This window comes from Curtobacterium sp. MCPF17_051 (assembly GCF_003234595.1).
GTDB lineage: Bacteria > Actinomycetota > Actinomycetes > Actinomycetales > Microbacteriaceae > Curtobacterium > Curtobacterium flaccumfaciens.
In genome coordinates, this window is sequence record NZ_QKSE01000007.1 from 45,521 (window position 1) to 58,774 (window position 13,254).

Annotated in this window: 13 protein-coding genes and 1 tRNA gene; 4 read left to right on the forward strand and 10 right to left on the reverse strand. The window is 72.7% G+C overall.

What is annotated here, in order from left to right; all coding sequences use genetic code 11:
* Positions 1–4: 4 nt before the first annotated feature.
* Genes DEJ35_RS06815 through DEJ35_RS06840 form a run of 6 tightly spaced genes read right to left on the reverse strand, consistent with a single transcriptional unit; the run spans position 5 to position 8,075 of the window.
* Entirely contained in the window at positions 5–691 is a 687-nt protein-coding gene (locus DEJ35_RS06815; RefSeq protein ID WP_111192377.1) for a TetR/AcrR family transcriptional regulator, read from the reverse strand.
* Positions 688–2,784 carry a CocE/NonD family hydrolase gene (locus DEJ35_RS06820; RefSeq protein ID WP_111192379.1) on the reverse strand — a complete coding sequence of 699 codons (2,097 nt, stop codon included), beginning with the start codon at positions 2,782–2,784 and terminating at the stop codon, positions 688–690. The genes DEJ35_RS06815 and DEJ35_RS06820 overlap by 4 nt, the downstream gene beginning before the upstream one ends.
* Positions 2,781–4,568, reverse strand: a complete 1,788-nt coding sequence (locus DEJ35_RS06825) for an ABC transporter ATP-binding protein (protein ID WP_111090843.1) — start codon at positions 4,566–4,568, stop codon at positions 2,781–2,783. The genes DEJ35_RS06820 and DEJ35_RS06825 overlap by 4 nt, the downstream gene beginning before the upstream one ends.
* Entirely contained in the window at positions 4,565–5,452 is an 888-nt protein-coding gene (locus DEJ35_RS06830; RefSeq protein WP_110859946.1) for an ABC transporter permease, read from the reverse strand. The genes DEJ35_RS06825 and DEJ35_RS06830 overlap by 4 nt, the downstream gene beginning before the upstream one ends.
* Complete coding sequence (locus DEJ35_RS06835) at positions 5,449–6,477, reverse strand: ABC transporter permease (protein ID WP_110859944.1); 1,029 nt, start codon at positions 6,475–6,477, stop codon at positions 5,449–5,451. Before DEJ35_RS06835 ends, DEJ35_RS06830 begins: the two co-directional genes overlap by 4 nt.
* Positions 6,474–8,075, reverse strand: a complete 1,602-nt coding sequence (locus DEJ35_RS06840) for an ABC transporter substrate-binding protein (RefSeq protein WP_111192381.1) — start codon at positions 8,073–8,075, stop codon at positions 6,474–6,476. The genes DEJ35_RS06835 and DEJ35_RS06840 overlap by 4 nt, the downstream gene beginning before the upstream one ends.
* 235 nt (positions 8,076–8,310) lie before the next feature.
* Between DEJ35_RS06840 and DEJ35_RS06845 the strand changes: the two genes are divergently transcribed.
* Genes DEJ35_RS06845 through DEJ35_RS06855 form a run of 3 tightly spaced genes read left to right on the forward strand, consistent with a single transcriptional unit; the run spans position 8,311 to position 9,961 of the window.
* The gene (locus DEJ35_RS06845; RefSeq protein WP_111192383.1) at positions 8,311–8,904 is read left to right on the forward strand and encodes a molybdopterin-dependent oxidoreductase; all 594 of its coding nucleotides are present in this window, start codon (positions 8,311–8,313) and stop codon (positions 8,902–8,904) included.
* Positions 8,901–9,692 carry a ferredoxin reductase gene (locus DEJ35_RS06850; protein ID WP_111123000.1) on the forward strand — a complete coding sequence of 264 codons (792 nt, stop codon included), beginning with the start codon at positions 8,901–8,903 and terminating at the stop codon, positions 9,690–9,692. Before DEJ35_RS06845 ends, DEJ35_RS06850 begins: the two co-directional genes overlap by 4 nt.
* On the forward strand, positions 9,692–9,961 hold the full coding sequence (locus DEJ35_RS06855) for a DUF6510 family protein (protein ID WP_110859936.1): 270 nt from the start codon (positions 9,692–9,694) through the stop codon (positions 9,959–9,961). Before DEJ35_RS06850 ends, DEJ35_RS06855 begins: the two co-directional genes overlap by 1 nt.
* Positions 9,962–10,280: 319 nt before the next feature.
* On the opposite strand, the gene DEJ35_RS06860 is transcribed toward DEJ35_RS06855, so the two are convergent.
* Positions 10,281–10,352 (reverse strand) — tRNA-Gly (locus tag DEJ35_RS06860).
* A gap of 133 nt (positions 10,353–10,485) precedes the next feature.
* Here DEJ35_RS06860 and DEJ35_RS06865 point away from each other — a divergent pair.
* A complete protein-coding gene (locus tag DEJ35_RS06865) occupies positions 10,486–10,692 on the forward strand; it encodes a hypothetical protein (RefSeq protein ID WP_110859934.1) in 207 nt (68 codons plus the stop codon).
* A 54-nt stretch (positions 10,693–10,746) separates the two neighbouring features.
* Here DEJ35_RS06865 and DEJ35_RS06870 read toward each other — a convergent pair whose 3' ends face one another.
* From DEJ35_RS06870 to DEJ35_RS06880, 3 genes are all read right to left on the reverse strand, one after another.
* Positions 10,747–12,129: a hypothetical protein gene (locus tag DEJ35_RS06870; RefSeq protein WP_111123001.1), complete on the reverse strand. Its 1,383-nt coding sequence runs from the start codon at positions 12,127–12,129 to the stop codon at positions 10,747–10,749.
* A gap of 65 nt (positions 12,130–12,194) precedes the next feature.
* Positions 12,195–12,485: a hypothetical protein gene (locus DEJ35_RS06875; RefSeq protein ID WP_111090845.1), complete on the reverse strand. Its 291-nt coding sequence runs from the start codon at positions 12,483–12,485 to the stop codon at positions 12,195–12,197.
* A complete protein-coding gene (locus tag DEJ35_RS06880) occupies positions 12,485–13,072 on the reverse strand; it encodes an HdeD family acid-resistance protein (RefSeq protein ID WP_111192385.1) in 588 nt (195 codons plus the stop codon). Before DEJ35_RS06880 ends, DEJ35_RS06875 begins: the two co-directional genes overlap by 1 nt.
* Positions 13,073–13,254 lie beyond the last annotated feature (182 nt).

Genomic DNA, 13,254 nt, shown 5'->3' on the forward strand with positions numbered 1-13,254 from the left:
CTCATCACAAGGGGGAACGACCGGTTCCGGCGATGTCCACAGCGGGCACACCGAGTTCGTGCGACAGGAACCGCCACATCCACGACAGGGCGACCGTGTTCGTCAGCCCCGGGACGCCCTGGGCGATCTGTGTCGCGACGCCGTCGCTGTACGCGGCGAGCTGCAGCGCGACGGTGTCGGCGTCCACCGTGTCCCCGTGCCCGTCCCGTTCGCCGGCCCCGTCCGCGGTGGCCCCGAACACCCCGGCGTCCACCCCGCGCCGGATCACCCGCACCAGGCACGCCTCCCAGACGCGGATGCGTTCGGCGTACTCGGCGGCGACCTCGGGCCGACGGACCACCGCGGTCCAGTAGTCGGACCAGATCCGCCAGTGCTGCCGGACCTGCTCGGTGTCGCCGAACAGCGGGGCCACGAGCATCCGCAGCCCCACCAGCACGTCGGGTTCGGCGTCGACGGCCGCGACGATGGCGCCGTAGAAGCGCTCGGTCTCGAGCACGACGACCTCGTTGAGGATCTCCGCGACGCTGCCGAAGTGGTAGGTCACGGTGCCGACGGAGACGCCGGCCTCGGCCGCGATGTCGCGCAGTCCGGTGGCACCGACGCCGTTCCGGACGATCACCGCGCGGGCGGCCTCGACGATCATCGCGCGTCGGACCTCCGGGCGCTGCCGGACGCGTGCCGCCGCGGTCACGCCGAGGTCCGCGGGACGTCGTCGACGAAGGTCCGCTCGGTGACGAGCACCTCGGGTTCGTCGGGTCCGCCGTCGCGGGCCCAGGCGCGCACGGTGTTGACGACGTGGAAGGTGTCGGCGTCGGCGCTGACCTCGGACGTCGTCTCGAGGCGCGCGGCCCACTCCGGCTTCGTCAGCCCGATCGCCCAGCGGGAACTCGCCCGTGCGCTGGTCGGGTCGTCGGAGCGGATCCGGTACGTCTCGCGGGCGTCCTCGGTGAACACGAGGCCGTCCGGGTAGACGCGCCCGCCGCCGTACCCGGGGTCGACGTCGAGCGTCCACTCCCCCGTCTCGACGTCGTGCGTCACCGTGCGCTGCGGCAGTGGGTCGGCCGGCGCCACGGGTTCGATCACGAGGGGCTCGGACCGTTCGGGCCCGGCGAAGGCCACCCCGTCGTCGGTCGACCGGGTCCAGGTGGGCAGGGTGACGCTCGAGGCGGTCGGGTCGATCGTCACGGTGGCCTCGACACCGTGCGGCCACACCCACGGCCAGTAGGACGACGAGACCGCGATGCGCAGCCGGTGTCCGGCGGCGAACCGGTGTCCGGTCGAGACCAGGCGCACGGGCAGGTCGGCAGGCGTCCCGGGCACGAGCACGTCGTCGCGGTCCATCCCGTCGCGCTTGGCGGCGTTCAGCACCCCGCGCGTGACGAGCGTCGACGAGCCGTCCGGTGCGACGTCGCAGAGCCGGACGGTCAGGGTGGCCCGGGGTTGGTCGCTCGTGACGGACAACCGCACGAGCACGTTGCCGAGCAGGTCGAACGCCTTGCCGACGGGCAGGTCGAAGGTGACCGAACGGCCGTCCTCGGCGCGCTGGTCCGGCGGCAGGTCGGTGGCGTTGCCGAACGGGAAGAAACGCCCGGCGTCCACCCCGGTGTGCTGCGGCGACCGCACGACGACCGGTCCGAGGTCACCGCCCCGCAGTGCGGCGAGGGGCAGGACGCGCTCGTGGGTCGCGGCGGAGGGCCACGCCTCGGCACCGATCCAGCGACCGCGACGATCGGCGTAGTACGGCGCGGGGGCTTCGCCCTCGTTGATCCAGGCCCGCAGTGCGGGGTCGTCGTCGACGCCGGTGTCGACCCCGCGCAGCCAGCGGTCCCACCACCGCAGGGTCTCCTGCAGGAACCCGATCGACGGCCCCGGCGCGAGCCCGCGGTCCGGGTACTGGTGCGACCACGGGCCGATGATGCCCTTCACGGGGGCGCCGACGTGGTCGACGAGCCGGAGCACGGCGTCCCGGTAGGGGTCCGCCCAGCCGCCGACGGCGAGCACCGCGGCGCGGATGCCGTCGTAGTCCTCGGCGGCGCTGCCGTGCCGCCAGTAGTCGTCGCGTTCCTGGTGCGCCAGCCACACCGGCGTCAGCGGGCGGTTCGCCTCGAGGCGTTCCCGCCAGCGGTCGATCCACCCGGCGCCGACGACCTCGGGCCGGGGCGGCCGGGAGTTGAAGGCGAACATGGTCGCGCCCCAGGCCGCCATGTCGATGCCGAGCACGGCGCCGCCGACGTAGTGCACGTCGTTGTCGTACCGGTCGTCCGTCGAGCACACCGTCACGATGGCCTTGAGCGCGACGGGTGCCCGGGCCGCGAGCTGCAGCGCGTTGAAGCCGCCCCACGAGATGCCGAACATGCCGACGGCGCCCGTCGACCACGGTTGCTCGGCGAGCCAGGCGATCACGGCCTCGCCGTCGAGCAGCTCCTGCTCGCTGTACTCGTCGTCGAAGAACCCGTCGGACGACCCGGTGCCGCGGATGTCGACCCGCACCGAGGCGTACCCGTGCTGGGCGTACCAGGGGTGCCGCTCCGAGTCGCGCGGTGCGGTCCAGTCGTCGAGCCGGTACGGCAGGTACTCGAGCAGCACCGGCGTCGGACCGCCCGGCCCACCCGGCTGCGTCGGCGACTGCGACGGTGCCCAGATCCGGGCGTGCAGCCGCACGCCGTCGGGCATCGGGATCCACTCGTCGCGGACCGTCACGCCCGCGGGCAGCGAGCCGGGGTCGCCGATGGCGGTGAAGGTGGCGGCGGCGGTGCCGTGGTCGGTGCCGTCGTCGGTCGTCATGCGTCCTCCCAGTTGCGGGTGCGGTGTCCGTCGCCGTGGTCGGTCCAGCCGTCGGTGTGCCGCCAGCGCGGCACCCCGTCACCGACGTCGGGCAGGGTCGTGCTGCCGGGTTCGAGCGTCGCCGCGAGCAGCGTCGACGTGTACGGGTGGTTCGGGCCGGTGAACACCCGCTCGGTCGGTCCGATCTCGACGATGCGGCCACCGGTCATCACCGCGACCCGGTCGGCCACGCCCCGGACCACGGCGAGGTCGTGGCTGATGAACAGGCAGGCGAGGCCCCGCTCGCGCTGCAGGTCGGCGAGCAGCGCGAGGATCCCCGCCTGCACCTGCACGTCGAGCGCGGTGGTGATCTCGTCGGCGATCACGAGCGACGGCTCCGCGGCCAGTGCGCGGGCGATCCCGACGCGCTGGCGCTGCCCACCGGACAGCTGCGCGGGCAGTCGGTCGGCGAACTCCGGCCCGAGCCCGACCTGGCTGAGCAGGGCACCCACGCGCTCCCGCGAGGACGAGCCGCTGAACAACCGCAGCGGCCGCGCGACGGCCGCGCCCACGGTGCGCCGCGGGTTGAGCGACGTGTCCGCGTTCTGGAAGACGAGCTGCACGGCGCGCCGCAGGTCGGGCGCCCGTCCGGCGATCGGCTCGCGCAGGTCGCCGCGGGTCGTGCCGTCGTCGTACGTGAACGTCCCCGACTCGGCCGGCACCAGTCCGGCCAGCGCCGTCGCGAGCGTCGACTTGCCGCTGCCGGACTCGCCCACGACGGCGAGCGTCTCGTGCGCGGCGATCGTGAACGAGACGCCGTCGACGGCGGCCGGCAGACCGCGGCCGTAACGGATCACCAGGTCGTCCGCGGTCACCACGGGGCGGGCGGCGCGCTCGGGAGGTGCGGTGCGGGTGGCCGTGGAGCCGACCGTCCCGGGGACGGACGGGTCCAGGGCGTCGCGATCCCTCCCTCCAGGCCGTCGTCCGTCCGGCACCGCGGCCAGCAGGGCACGCGTGTACTCGTGCTGCGGAGCGGCGAAGAGCGCCGCCGTGGCGGCGTGCTCGACGACCTCGCCGTCGCGCATCACGGCGATCTCGTCCGCCATGGCGGACACCACCCCGAGGTCGTGGCTGACGAGCAGGACGGCCATGCCGAGCTGCCGACCGAGGTCGGCGACCAGGTCGAGGACCGCGGCCTGCGTGACGACGTCCAGGGCGGTGGTCGGTTCGTCGAGGACGAGCACGCGCGGCCGGGCGGCGACGGCCATCGCGATGGCGATGCGCTGCTGCTGCCCGCCGGACAACTGGTGCGGGTACCGGCGGACGATCGCGTCGGGGTCCGGCAGCCGGACCAGCCGGACCAGCTCGGCGACCCGTTCGGGGCCGTCGGGCTCGCCGTGGGCGCGGAGGGCCTCGCGGATCTGCTCACCGACGCGCATCGACGGGGTGAGTGCCTGCCCGGCGTTCTGGGCGACGACCGAGGCGGTGCCGCCGCGGAGCGCCCGGCGGCCGGCCGGCGACAGGGCGAAGACGTCGGCCCCGTCGACACGGACCGTCCCGGCGTCGATCGCCGACCCGGCGCGCAGGTGTGCCAGGAGCGTCCGCGCGATGGTGGACTTGCCGCTGCCGGACTCGCCGACCAGGCCGAGGGTGCGACCGGCCTCGATCGTGAACGAGACACCCCGGACGACGGGGACGCGTCGCTTGCCGGCGGCGTACGAGATGGACAGGTCGTCGACGCGGACGGTCGCGTCGGGCACGGTCGTCGTCGCGGCGGACGTCGTGCCGGTGTCGGTGCGGGTCATGCGCTGACTCCCTGCTTCGCACGGTCGACGCCGAGCGACTTGCTCAGCCCGTCGGCCGCGAGGTTCAGTCCGATCACCAGCGTGGCGAGTGCCACGATCGGGGCGAGCGTGCCGAGCGGCACCACGGTGAGCGCGGTGCGGTTCTCCTGCACCATCAGGCCCCAGTCCGGGGTCGGTGGATTCGCGCCGAAGCCCAGGAAGGACAGCGACGCGACGAGCAGCACGATCCACGAGGCCCGCATCGCGTACTCGACGAGCACGACGTCCAGCACGTTCGGCAGGATCTCGCGGAACACGATCGACAGCGGCCGCTCCCCCCGGGCGCGGGCCGCGGTGACGTAGTCCTGGGTGATCACGGTGCGGGCGGCGCCGCGGACGACCCGGGTCACCGCGGGGGCGTAGACGACCGTGACGGCGAGGACGATGACCCAGAGGCCGGCGTCGAAGACCGTCACGACGACCAGGAGCGCCAGGATCGACGGCACGCTGAGCAGGGCGTCGACGACGCGCATGACGACCTCGTCGAACCAGTTGTCGGCGTAGGCCGTGACGCAGCCGAGCACGGTGCCGACCGCGACGGCGATCGTGGTGGCGAGGAAGGTCACGGACAGCGCGTAGCGACCGCCGTTCAGGGTGCGGGAGAGCACGTCACGGCCGTACTGGTCGGTGCCGAGCCAGTGCGTCCACGTCGGACCGGCGAGCACGTCGCCGGCGTTCGTGGCGACCGGGTCGTGACCGGCGATGACCGGCGCGAGCAGGGCGAGGACGACGTGCAGGGCGATGAGGCCGAGGCCGATGCTCAGCGCCGTCGACCCGCGCAGGGGTGCGAGCGCGCCGGCGAGCACGTCGCGTCGGGCGCTGCGGCGGGGTGCGGTGGCGGTCATGCGGCGGCCTTCCTGGTGCTGCGGGCGCCGCGGGTGCGCGTGCGCGGTCGTCGCTGGCGGGTCCGCAGCTTCGGGTCGAGTGCGAGCGCGACGAGGTCGGCGGCCAGGTTGCACACGACGTAGATCAGGGCGCTCAGCAGGGCGATCGCCTCGATGGTGGGCAGGTCGCGGTTGAACACCGACTCGAGCATGAGCTTGCCCATCCCCGGGTAGTTGAAGACGTTCTCGACCACCACGACACCGCCGAGCAGCCACGCGACGTTGAGCGCGACGACGTTCAGCGTCGGGAGCAGGGCGCTCGGGACCGCGTGCTTCCAGACCACCCGGCGCATCGTCAGGCCCTTGAGCTCGGCCGTCGTGACGAACTCCGACGCCATCACGTCGATGGTCGACGAGCGGGCCGTCCGCACGATGTAGGCGGCCATCGCGAGGGTCAGCACGATGATCGGCAACCAGATGGTGGGCAGCAGCTCGGCGACGGGGGCGTCGCTCCCCCGCAGCACGACGGCGGGGAAGACCGGCAGGCCGATCGCGAACAGCAGCACCAGGACGGTGGCGACCATGAACTCCGGCACGCTCATCACGACCAGGCTGACGATCGAGATGACCCTGTCGCTCGGACGGCCGCGGCGGACACCGGCGACGACCCCGAGCGTCAGGGACACCGTGACGCCGACGAGCATCGCGGGCACGGCGACGAGCATGCTGTTCCGGAAGGCCGTGAACAGCGTCGGGGCGACCGGTTCGCCGCTGACGAGCGAGGTGCCGAAGTCGCCGTGCACCGCGCCGCCGAGCCACTGCAGGTAGCGGAGCCAGACGTTCTGGTCGAGGCCGAGGGTCTCGCGCAGCTGCTTGACGGCGTCGGGGGTGGCGTTCTGCCCGAGCAGCTGCTGGGCGACGTCGCCGGGGAGCGCCTGCACCGCGAGGAACACGAAGAGCGAGGCGAGCACCACGGTCAGCACGGCGATGCCGACCCGGCGGAGGACGGGGACGAGGACGTCCGACGGCGTGTTCGTGGTCGTCATCGGCGCAGTCCGATCCGCAGGTAGTCGAACTCGAAGCCGTACTCCGAGTAGTTCACGACGTCGCGGGACAACCCCACGAGCCGGTCGCCGAACATCGGCGTCATGTCGGCGCCGTCCTCGACGACGAGCCGCTGGGCGTCCTGGTACAGGGTGAGCCGCTTGGCGTCGTCCATCTCGGCGCGGGCGTCGTCGAGCAGCCCGTCGAAGGTCTCGTTCGACCAGGCGCTCTCGTTGTACGACGACCCCGAGCGGAAGATCTGGTTGAGCAGCTGGTCGATCGGCCGCCCCGTGAACCAGTAGCTCACCATGAGCGGCTTCTGCATCCAGATCTGCGTGTAGTACGAGTCCGAGCTCGCGTTGCGGACAGTCAGACGGATCCCCGCGTCGGCGACGGCGTCGCGGTAGGCGACGGCCATCGGGGTGAACACCGACTCGTAGCTCGACGTGTAGATCGCGGCGCGGAAGTCCTCACGCCCGGCCTGCTTGAGCAGCGCCCGGGCCTTGTCCGGGTCGTACTCGCGGTGGTCGTCGACGAACGCGGCGAGCTGCGGCGGCACGGGGTTGTCCCAGCCTGCCGAACCGGTGCCCTGCAGCGCGGTGTCGACGATCTTCCGGGGGTCGTAGGCGAGCTTCATCGCCTGGCGCACCCGCGGGTCGCTGAACTCGTCGCTCGTGGCGAGCATCGGGATCGTGTACCACTGGGCGTTCTTCGACCGGGCGACGGTGGCGCGGTCGGACGCCGAGACCACCCGGGCCGTCGCGAAGTCCAGGTTCGTCTGCGAGATCAGGTCGATCTGCCCGGCGAGCAGGGCGTTCACCCGCGCGGTGGTGTCCTGGATCGAGTAGAAGTCGATGCCGTCGAGCGCCGGGCGGCCGGCGAAGTGGTCCGGGAACGCCTCGACGCTGCCGGCACCGGCGGGGGTGAACGACGACAACCGGAACGGCCCCGTCCCGATCCCGGTGCGGCCGATGTCGGCGATGGCGTCGGCCGGCACGATGTAGCACTGGTAGGCGGTGAGCAGCGACGGGAACTCGGCGTTCGGCTTCGTCAGCGAGAAGCGCAGCGTGTACGGGTCGACGGCGCGCATCGAGTCGGCGTCCATGACCTCGCCGAGCACGCCGGCCTGCGGGCTGCCGGTCCTCTCGTCGAGGATGTGTCGGATGCTCGCGACGGCGTCGTCGGCGGTGAACCGGGACCCGTCGTGGAAGGTCACCCCCCGGCGGAGCGCGAAGGTCCACTCGGTGCCGTCGGTGTTCGCGGACCACTCCTCGGCCAGGTCCGGCACCGGGGTGCCCTGCTGGTCGAGCTTGACGAGCCGGTTGTACAGCGCGCCGAGGTACTCGTAGGCCGACAGCGAGCTCGCGGAGTCGAGGGTCTCGGCGGCGGACGCCGCGGGCCGTGCGATGCGTAGGCGACCACCGCGACGGGCGACGCCGGTGGCCGCGGCCTCGGGGATCGTGGGGGTGCCGGCGGACGCGCCGGAGCTGCATCCGGCGAGCGTGAGCAGGCCGAGGCCGGCCAGGCCGGCGGCGCCGGTGATGAGCGCTCGACGGCTCGGACCGTGGGCGCCTCGGTGTTCGGGGACGATGGGCTGCATTCGGGGTGACCCCTCCTGTAATCGTTCCGGTGAACGATAGAGGTCCCCGGCCGATCCCCCAAGCCCGCTCCCGGCGCGCGGGTCACCACCGCGTTCAATCGGATCGGCGAGCCCGCGCGGATCCGCCGCCGCGCACGACCGTTCCGTCCACGCGTCGAACGTTTACCAACCCGTTACACGGGCGCGCCCGGTTCGCGGCATGATCGGGAACGCACCGACGTCCCCGAGGAGGACCATGGCCACGTTCACCCGCGGGTTCGGCGGTCGACGCGACGACCGCGACGACACCCGCATCCCGCCCGGTCAGACCCTGGTCCGCGACTGGCCCGTCCTGTCCGCCGGAGCGACGCCCGACATCGAGCCGACCGACTGGGCCTTCTCGATCCGCACCGAGTCCGGCCTGCACCAGTGGACCTGGGACGAGGTGCGCGCGCTCGGCGTCGAGGACGTCACCGTCGACATCCACTGCGTCACGCACTGGACCAAGCTCGGCATGCCCTGGCGGGGTGTCCCGCTCGACCGCCTGTTCGAGGACGTCGAGACCGAACTCGACTACTGCATGGTGCACAGCTACGGCGGCTACACGACCAACGTCCCGCTCGACGAGCTGCTCGACGGCAAGTCCTGGATCGCGTTCGAGGCCGACGGCGAGCCCCTGACGCCCGAGCACGGCGGGCCCGCCCGCCTGCTGGTGCCCCACCTGTACTTCTGGAAGAGCGCCAAGTGGGTGCGCGGCATCGTCATGCAGTCCGACGACGAGCCCGGCTTCTGGGAGAACGCGGGCTACAACCTGCACGGCGACCCGTGGAAGGAAGAGCGGTACTGGTGACGCTCCCCGACACCGGCCTGGAGGCACGGATCACCCCCGTCGCTCGTCCCGCCACGCGCAGGCGACCGGCCTGGCACGCCGCCACCGTCGCGTCCGTCGGCCGCGAGACGACGAACGCGCGCCGGATCGTCCTCGACGTCCCCACCTGGCCGGGCAACGACCCCGGGCAGCACCTGGACCTGCGGCTGACCGCCGAGGACGGCTACCAGGCACAGCGCTCGTACTCCATCGCATCGGCCGGCCCCGCGACCGACGTCGTGCTCGCGGTCGACCGGGTGGACGGCGGCGAGGTCTCGCCGTTCCTCGTCGACGCCGTCGAGGTCGGCGACGCGCTCGAGGTCCACGGCCCCCTGGGCGGCTGGTTCGTCTGGCGGCCGGGCGAGTCCAGCCGTCCGGTCCAGCTCATCGCCGGCGGCTCCGGCATCGTGCCGCTCGTCGCGATGGTGACCGCCCACGCCGAGGCGGACGACCCAGCACCCTTCCGGCTCCTCGCGGCCGTCCGCACACCGGACGACGTGTTCTTCCGTGCGGAACTCGACCAGGCGCTCGCGAGCCGGGCACCGCTCGAGGTGACCCACGTGTACAGCCGCACCGCGCCTCCAGGCTCGTCCGTGCCGGCCGGCCGGCTGACGCGGGACGCGCTGGCTGCCGCGGTGTTCCCGCCGGACGCGGGTGCCCTGGTCTACGTGTGCGGGTCGACGCCGTTCGTCGAGCAGGTGCTGCGCTGGCTCACCGAGCTCGGGCACGACACGAGTGACGTCCGCGCAGAACGGTTCGGGGGCAACTGATGGTCGTCGTGGACGGCAACGCGCTGGCCGGGACGCTGGCCGACAGCCTCGGTCCGGAGCCGACCGGCGTCACTCTGCGCTGCGCCGGGTGCGGTTCGCTCGGGGTGCTCGGGCAGACCACCGTCTACCGCACCGCGATGGGGTCGGTGGCACGCTGCCGCGGGTGCGACACGGTGCTCGTCACGGTCGTCGAGTCCGGAGCCCGGCGGTGGGTGGGGTTGCCCGGCGCACGCACGATGTCGGCGGCAGTACCGGACGGCATCGAGTAACACAAGGCTCGAGCGGCGGGTCGTGCGGGTTCCTTGCGGGTTCCCGCAACCCTGGATCCGGTTCCCACCCGAACGGGGGACGGCTCCGGATACATCCTCGGAACTGCACCGGGCCACCCACCCGGCGCGTACCAGTGGGGGCAGGGTCGCCTCCGCGCCCGGTGGGCGCGGGTACCCGAAGCCTGCGCCCGCCGGGGCCCCACCCCTTCGTCGTCAGGCCGCCCGGGAACGACGGAACCCCCGCCGCTCTGGCGAGCGATCGGGGGTTCCGGTGGTGCTTCGTTGCTTCGTTCTCGTGTTCTTGGTCGTGTGAGACCCGAGCGGATGACGAGATTCGAACTCGCGACCCTCACCTTGGCAAGGTGATGCGCTACCACTGCGCCACATCCGCATTCCACACGCCGTGCCGGCCGTGCGGAGACGACTCTACCCGATGACGGGCGGCATCACCGGTTCCGGTCCGGTTCCGGGCGTGTCCGGCGCGGCGCGGGCCGTCCGTCAGGTCGACGGAGTTCGATCGGACCATGAGCTACGTGCACGACAATCCCGGCGGGGCCGAGGCCCACGGCGTCGACCTGGTCGACGGCGACGCCCCCGCGATCCGGATCCTGGTGCACGGCGACCTGCCGACCACGATCGAGCACGAGGGCCGCACCTGGCTCGCGACGGGCGACGCCCACGACGCGGGCGACGACGACACCCCGCCGATCGCGATCTACCGCCCGGTCTGAACCGGCGGGTCCGGCTGGGCTGACCGATCCGGGTGTGCCGGGTGCGCCGGGCCGTCAGTGGCCGCGGACGTCACCCGTCAGGATCGCGTGCTCGACACCCGCTGACAGCTCGTCGTGCAGGGCGTCCGCGAAGAACTCGCCGGCACCCAGGCTGATGAGGTGCGCGACCGCGGCCTGCGCGGCCGGGAACCCGGGCTCCCACTCGTCGTGCAGGAACGCGCGGACGTGTCCGGACTCGTGCACGACGACCACGCCGATGTGCTCGTGCCGGGTGCCGTCCTCGAGCACGGCGTCGAAGACGATGGGCTCGGTGTCCTCACCGAGCTCCTCGAGCAGGACGGTGCCGGTGCCCGGCCACTCCGTCCGGTACGGCGGCAGGTCGGGTGCGTGCAGGTGACCGGCGAGCTCGTCCGACGCCGACTCGATGTGCCCGGTGGACAGGTACTCGTCGACGACGTCGTGGATGCGGGCGTGCAGGTCCGGCTCGTACTGCCACCAGCGCTGGTGCACGGTGCGGAGCCACTCCTGGGTCGCGGCGTCGGCCGAGGCCGAGATCCCCACGAGCTGCGGTGCGGTCCCCGGTGACCCGACGACCTCGAGCTGTTCGTCGTGCGTCTCGACCGTGATCGACCCGGTGGTCTCGTCCGGGTGCACGCCGTGGACGTCCTCGGGCGCGGCGGCCCAGATGCTGGCGGGGAGCTTCGGCGGCAGGTCGAACGGCACCGCGATCGCCGGCTGCGTCATCGCGTGGTCGATCGCATCGCCGAGGTGCACCTCGTCCGACCGGGACCCCATCACGATGCCACCGGCCGGCGGCACGAGCGACAGGCGTTCCAGGTCGTCCGGCGCAGCGTTCATCGACGTGAGCACCGCGGTGTCGGCCCACTGCACGAACGCGCCGACTGACCGGTCGTCCTCGCCGAACGGCACGTCCCACACCGTCGGGTCCGTGAGCACCCACGATGCGGTGCGACCGGCCGGTCCGTGGCGGACGGCGTCGACGATCGCCGGCACCAGCCCGGGCAGCCCCTGGAACGCGGGACGGACCGTGAGCCGGTCGACGGCGAGCAGGTCGGGCTTGCCGAGCATCTCGGCGGCGTGGGTCTGCAGCGAGAAGAACGTCTCCCCCGTCGCGTCCTGCGCGGCGACGGCGGACGCGAAGGACCCGGCGACGTCGGAGACCTGGTAGCCGAGCACCAGCGCCTCGAGCGACTCCGGAGCACGGCTCGTGAACGCGGTGACCCCGGCGACGGAGACCGCCTCGGTCTCGTCGTCGTCGGTGATCGGGACGCGGACGTCGATCACCCACCGGTCGACGTCCTGCCCGGGGTAGGCGTCACCGTCCTCGTCCGAGATCGTGATGTGCACCAGGCGCAGGGAACCGTCCCAGGCGTCGTGGACGTGCTGGGCGATGGCGGCATCGGGGTCGTCGTTCACGGACGCAACGGTACCGGTGCGCCCGGCATGAGCGCGCCGGTGTGCCTCGCCGCGACGGTCGCCGCTCAGATCAGGGCGCGGGCGGCGAGCACGACGGCCGTTCCCCCGACGGTCAGCGCCGCGAGCACCGACAGCACCACCGCGACGGTGTCCCGCCGGGCCGGGGCACTCGAGCGGACGGCACCGGTGACGAGTTGCTGAGCCGCGGCCAGGGACGCTGCGCTCCCGAGCGGCCGGTCGTCCTGGTCGAACGCCAGGAACCGCTCACGGACGTGCAGCACGAGCCCCAGGCTGGTCCCGTGGTCGCGCGCCACCCACGACTTCGGTCCCTGTTGCTCCCAGCGGACGGCGAGCATCAGGGGCCAGGGACCGGAAGGCCGGCCCGCTGCGGACGCGGCCAGCTGAACGCGACGACGAGCTGGACGACACCGAACACGATGAGCACGCTCCCCACCGCGGCCACCGTCACCAGCGCGCCGAGACCCGGCAGGTTCATCACCAGGATGCCGCTCAGCACACTGAGCACGGCGAGCACCACGGTCAACGAACGGCGGCCCACCCACGGTGCGTAGACGAGTGCGATGCCCTCGAGGATCCAGGCGAACCCGAGCAGCAGCGCCACCCACCGCGCCCCGATCGGCGGGAACACGATCGCGACGCCGCCGCCGGCGAGCACCAGCGCCCCGAGGACCACCAGCCCGACCTGACGCCACCAGACCCGAGGGTGCACCTGGAGTCCCCGGACGATCAACGCCGCTCCCGACACGACGAGGTAGACCCCGAAGACCCACGACACAGCGAACAGCGTCGCGTGGGGCAGGACGATCGCAGCCAGTCCGGCGAACACGCCCACCGCGCCGACGATCCCGAACGCCAACCGGATTCGGTCGCCGCCCGGCGGGCGCGAGCCCGTCCGCCGACCGACGCCACCTTCGTCACGCATGTCCGTCCGACCTCCCTGCAGGTCCCGACTGGTGCTGTGGTGCTGGTTGGTGCTGGCGACCTGTGACCGCCCGTGCAGTGCGTCCTGCGCACAGGACTACACCCGAAGGTGAGCAGTTGTCCATGTCCCATGCGTGCGCATGAGGCCATGCCTCCCCGGACCGGACCGGGCCTGGCCGGACC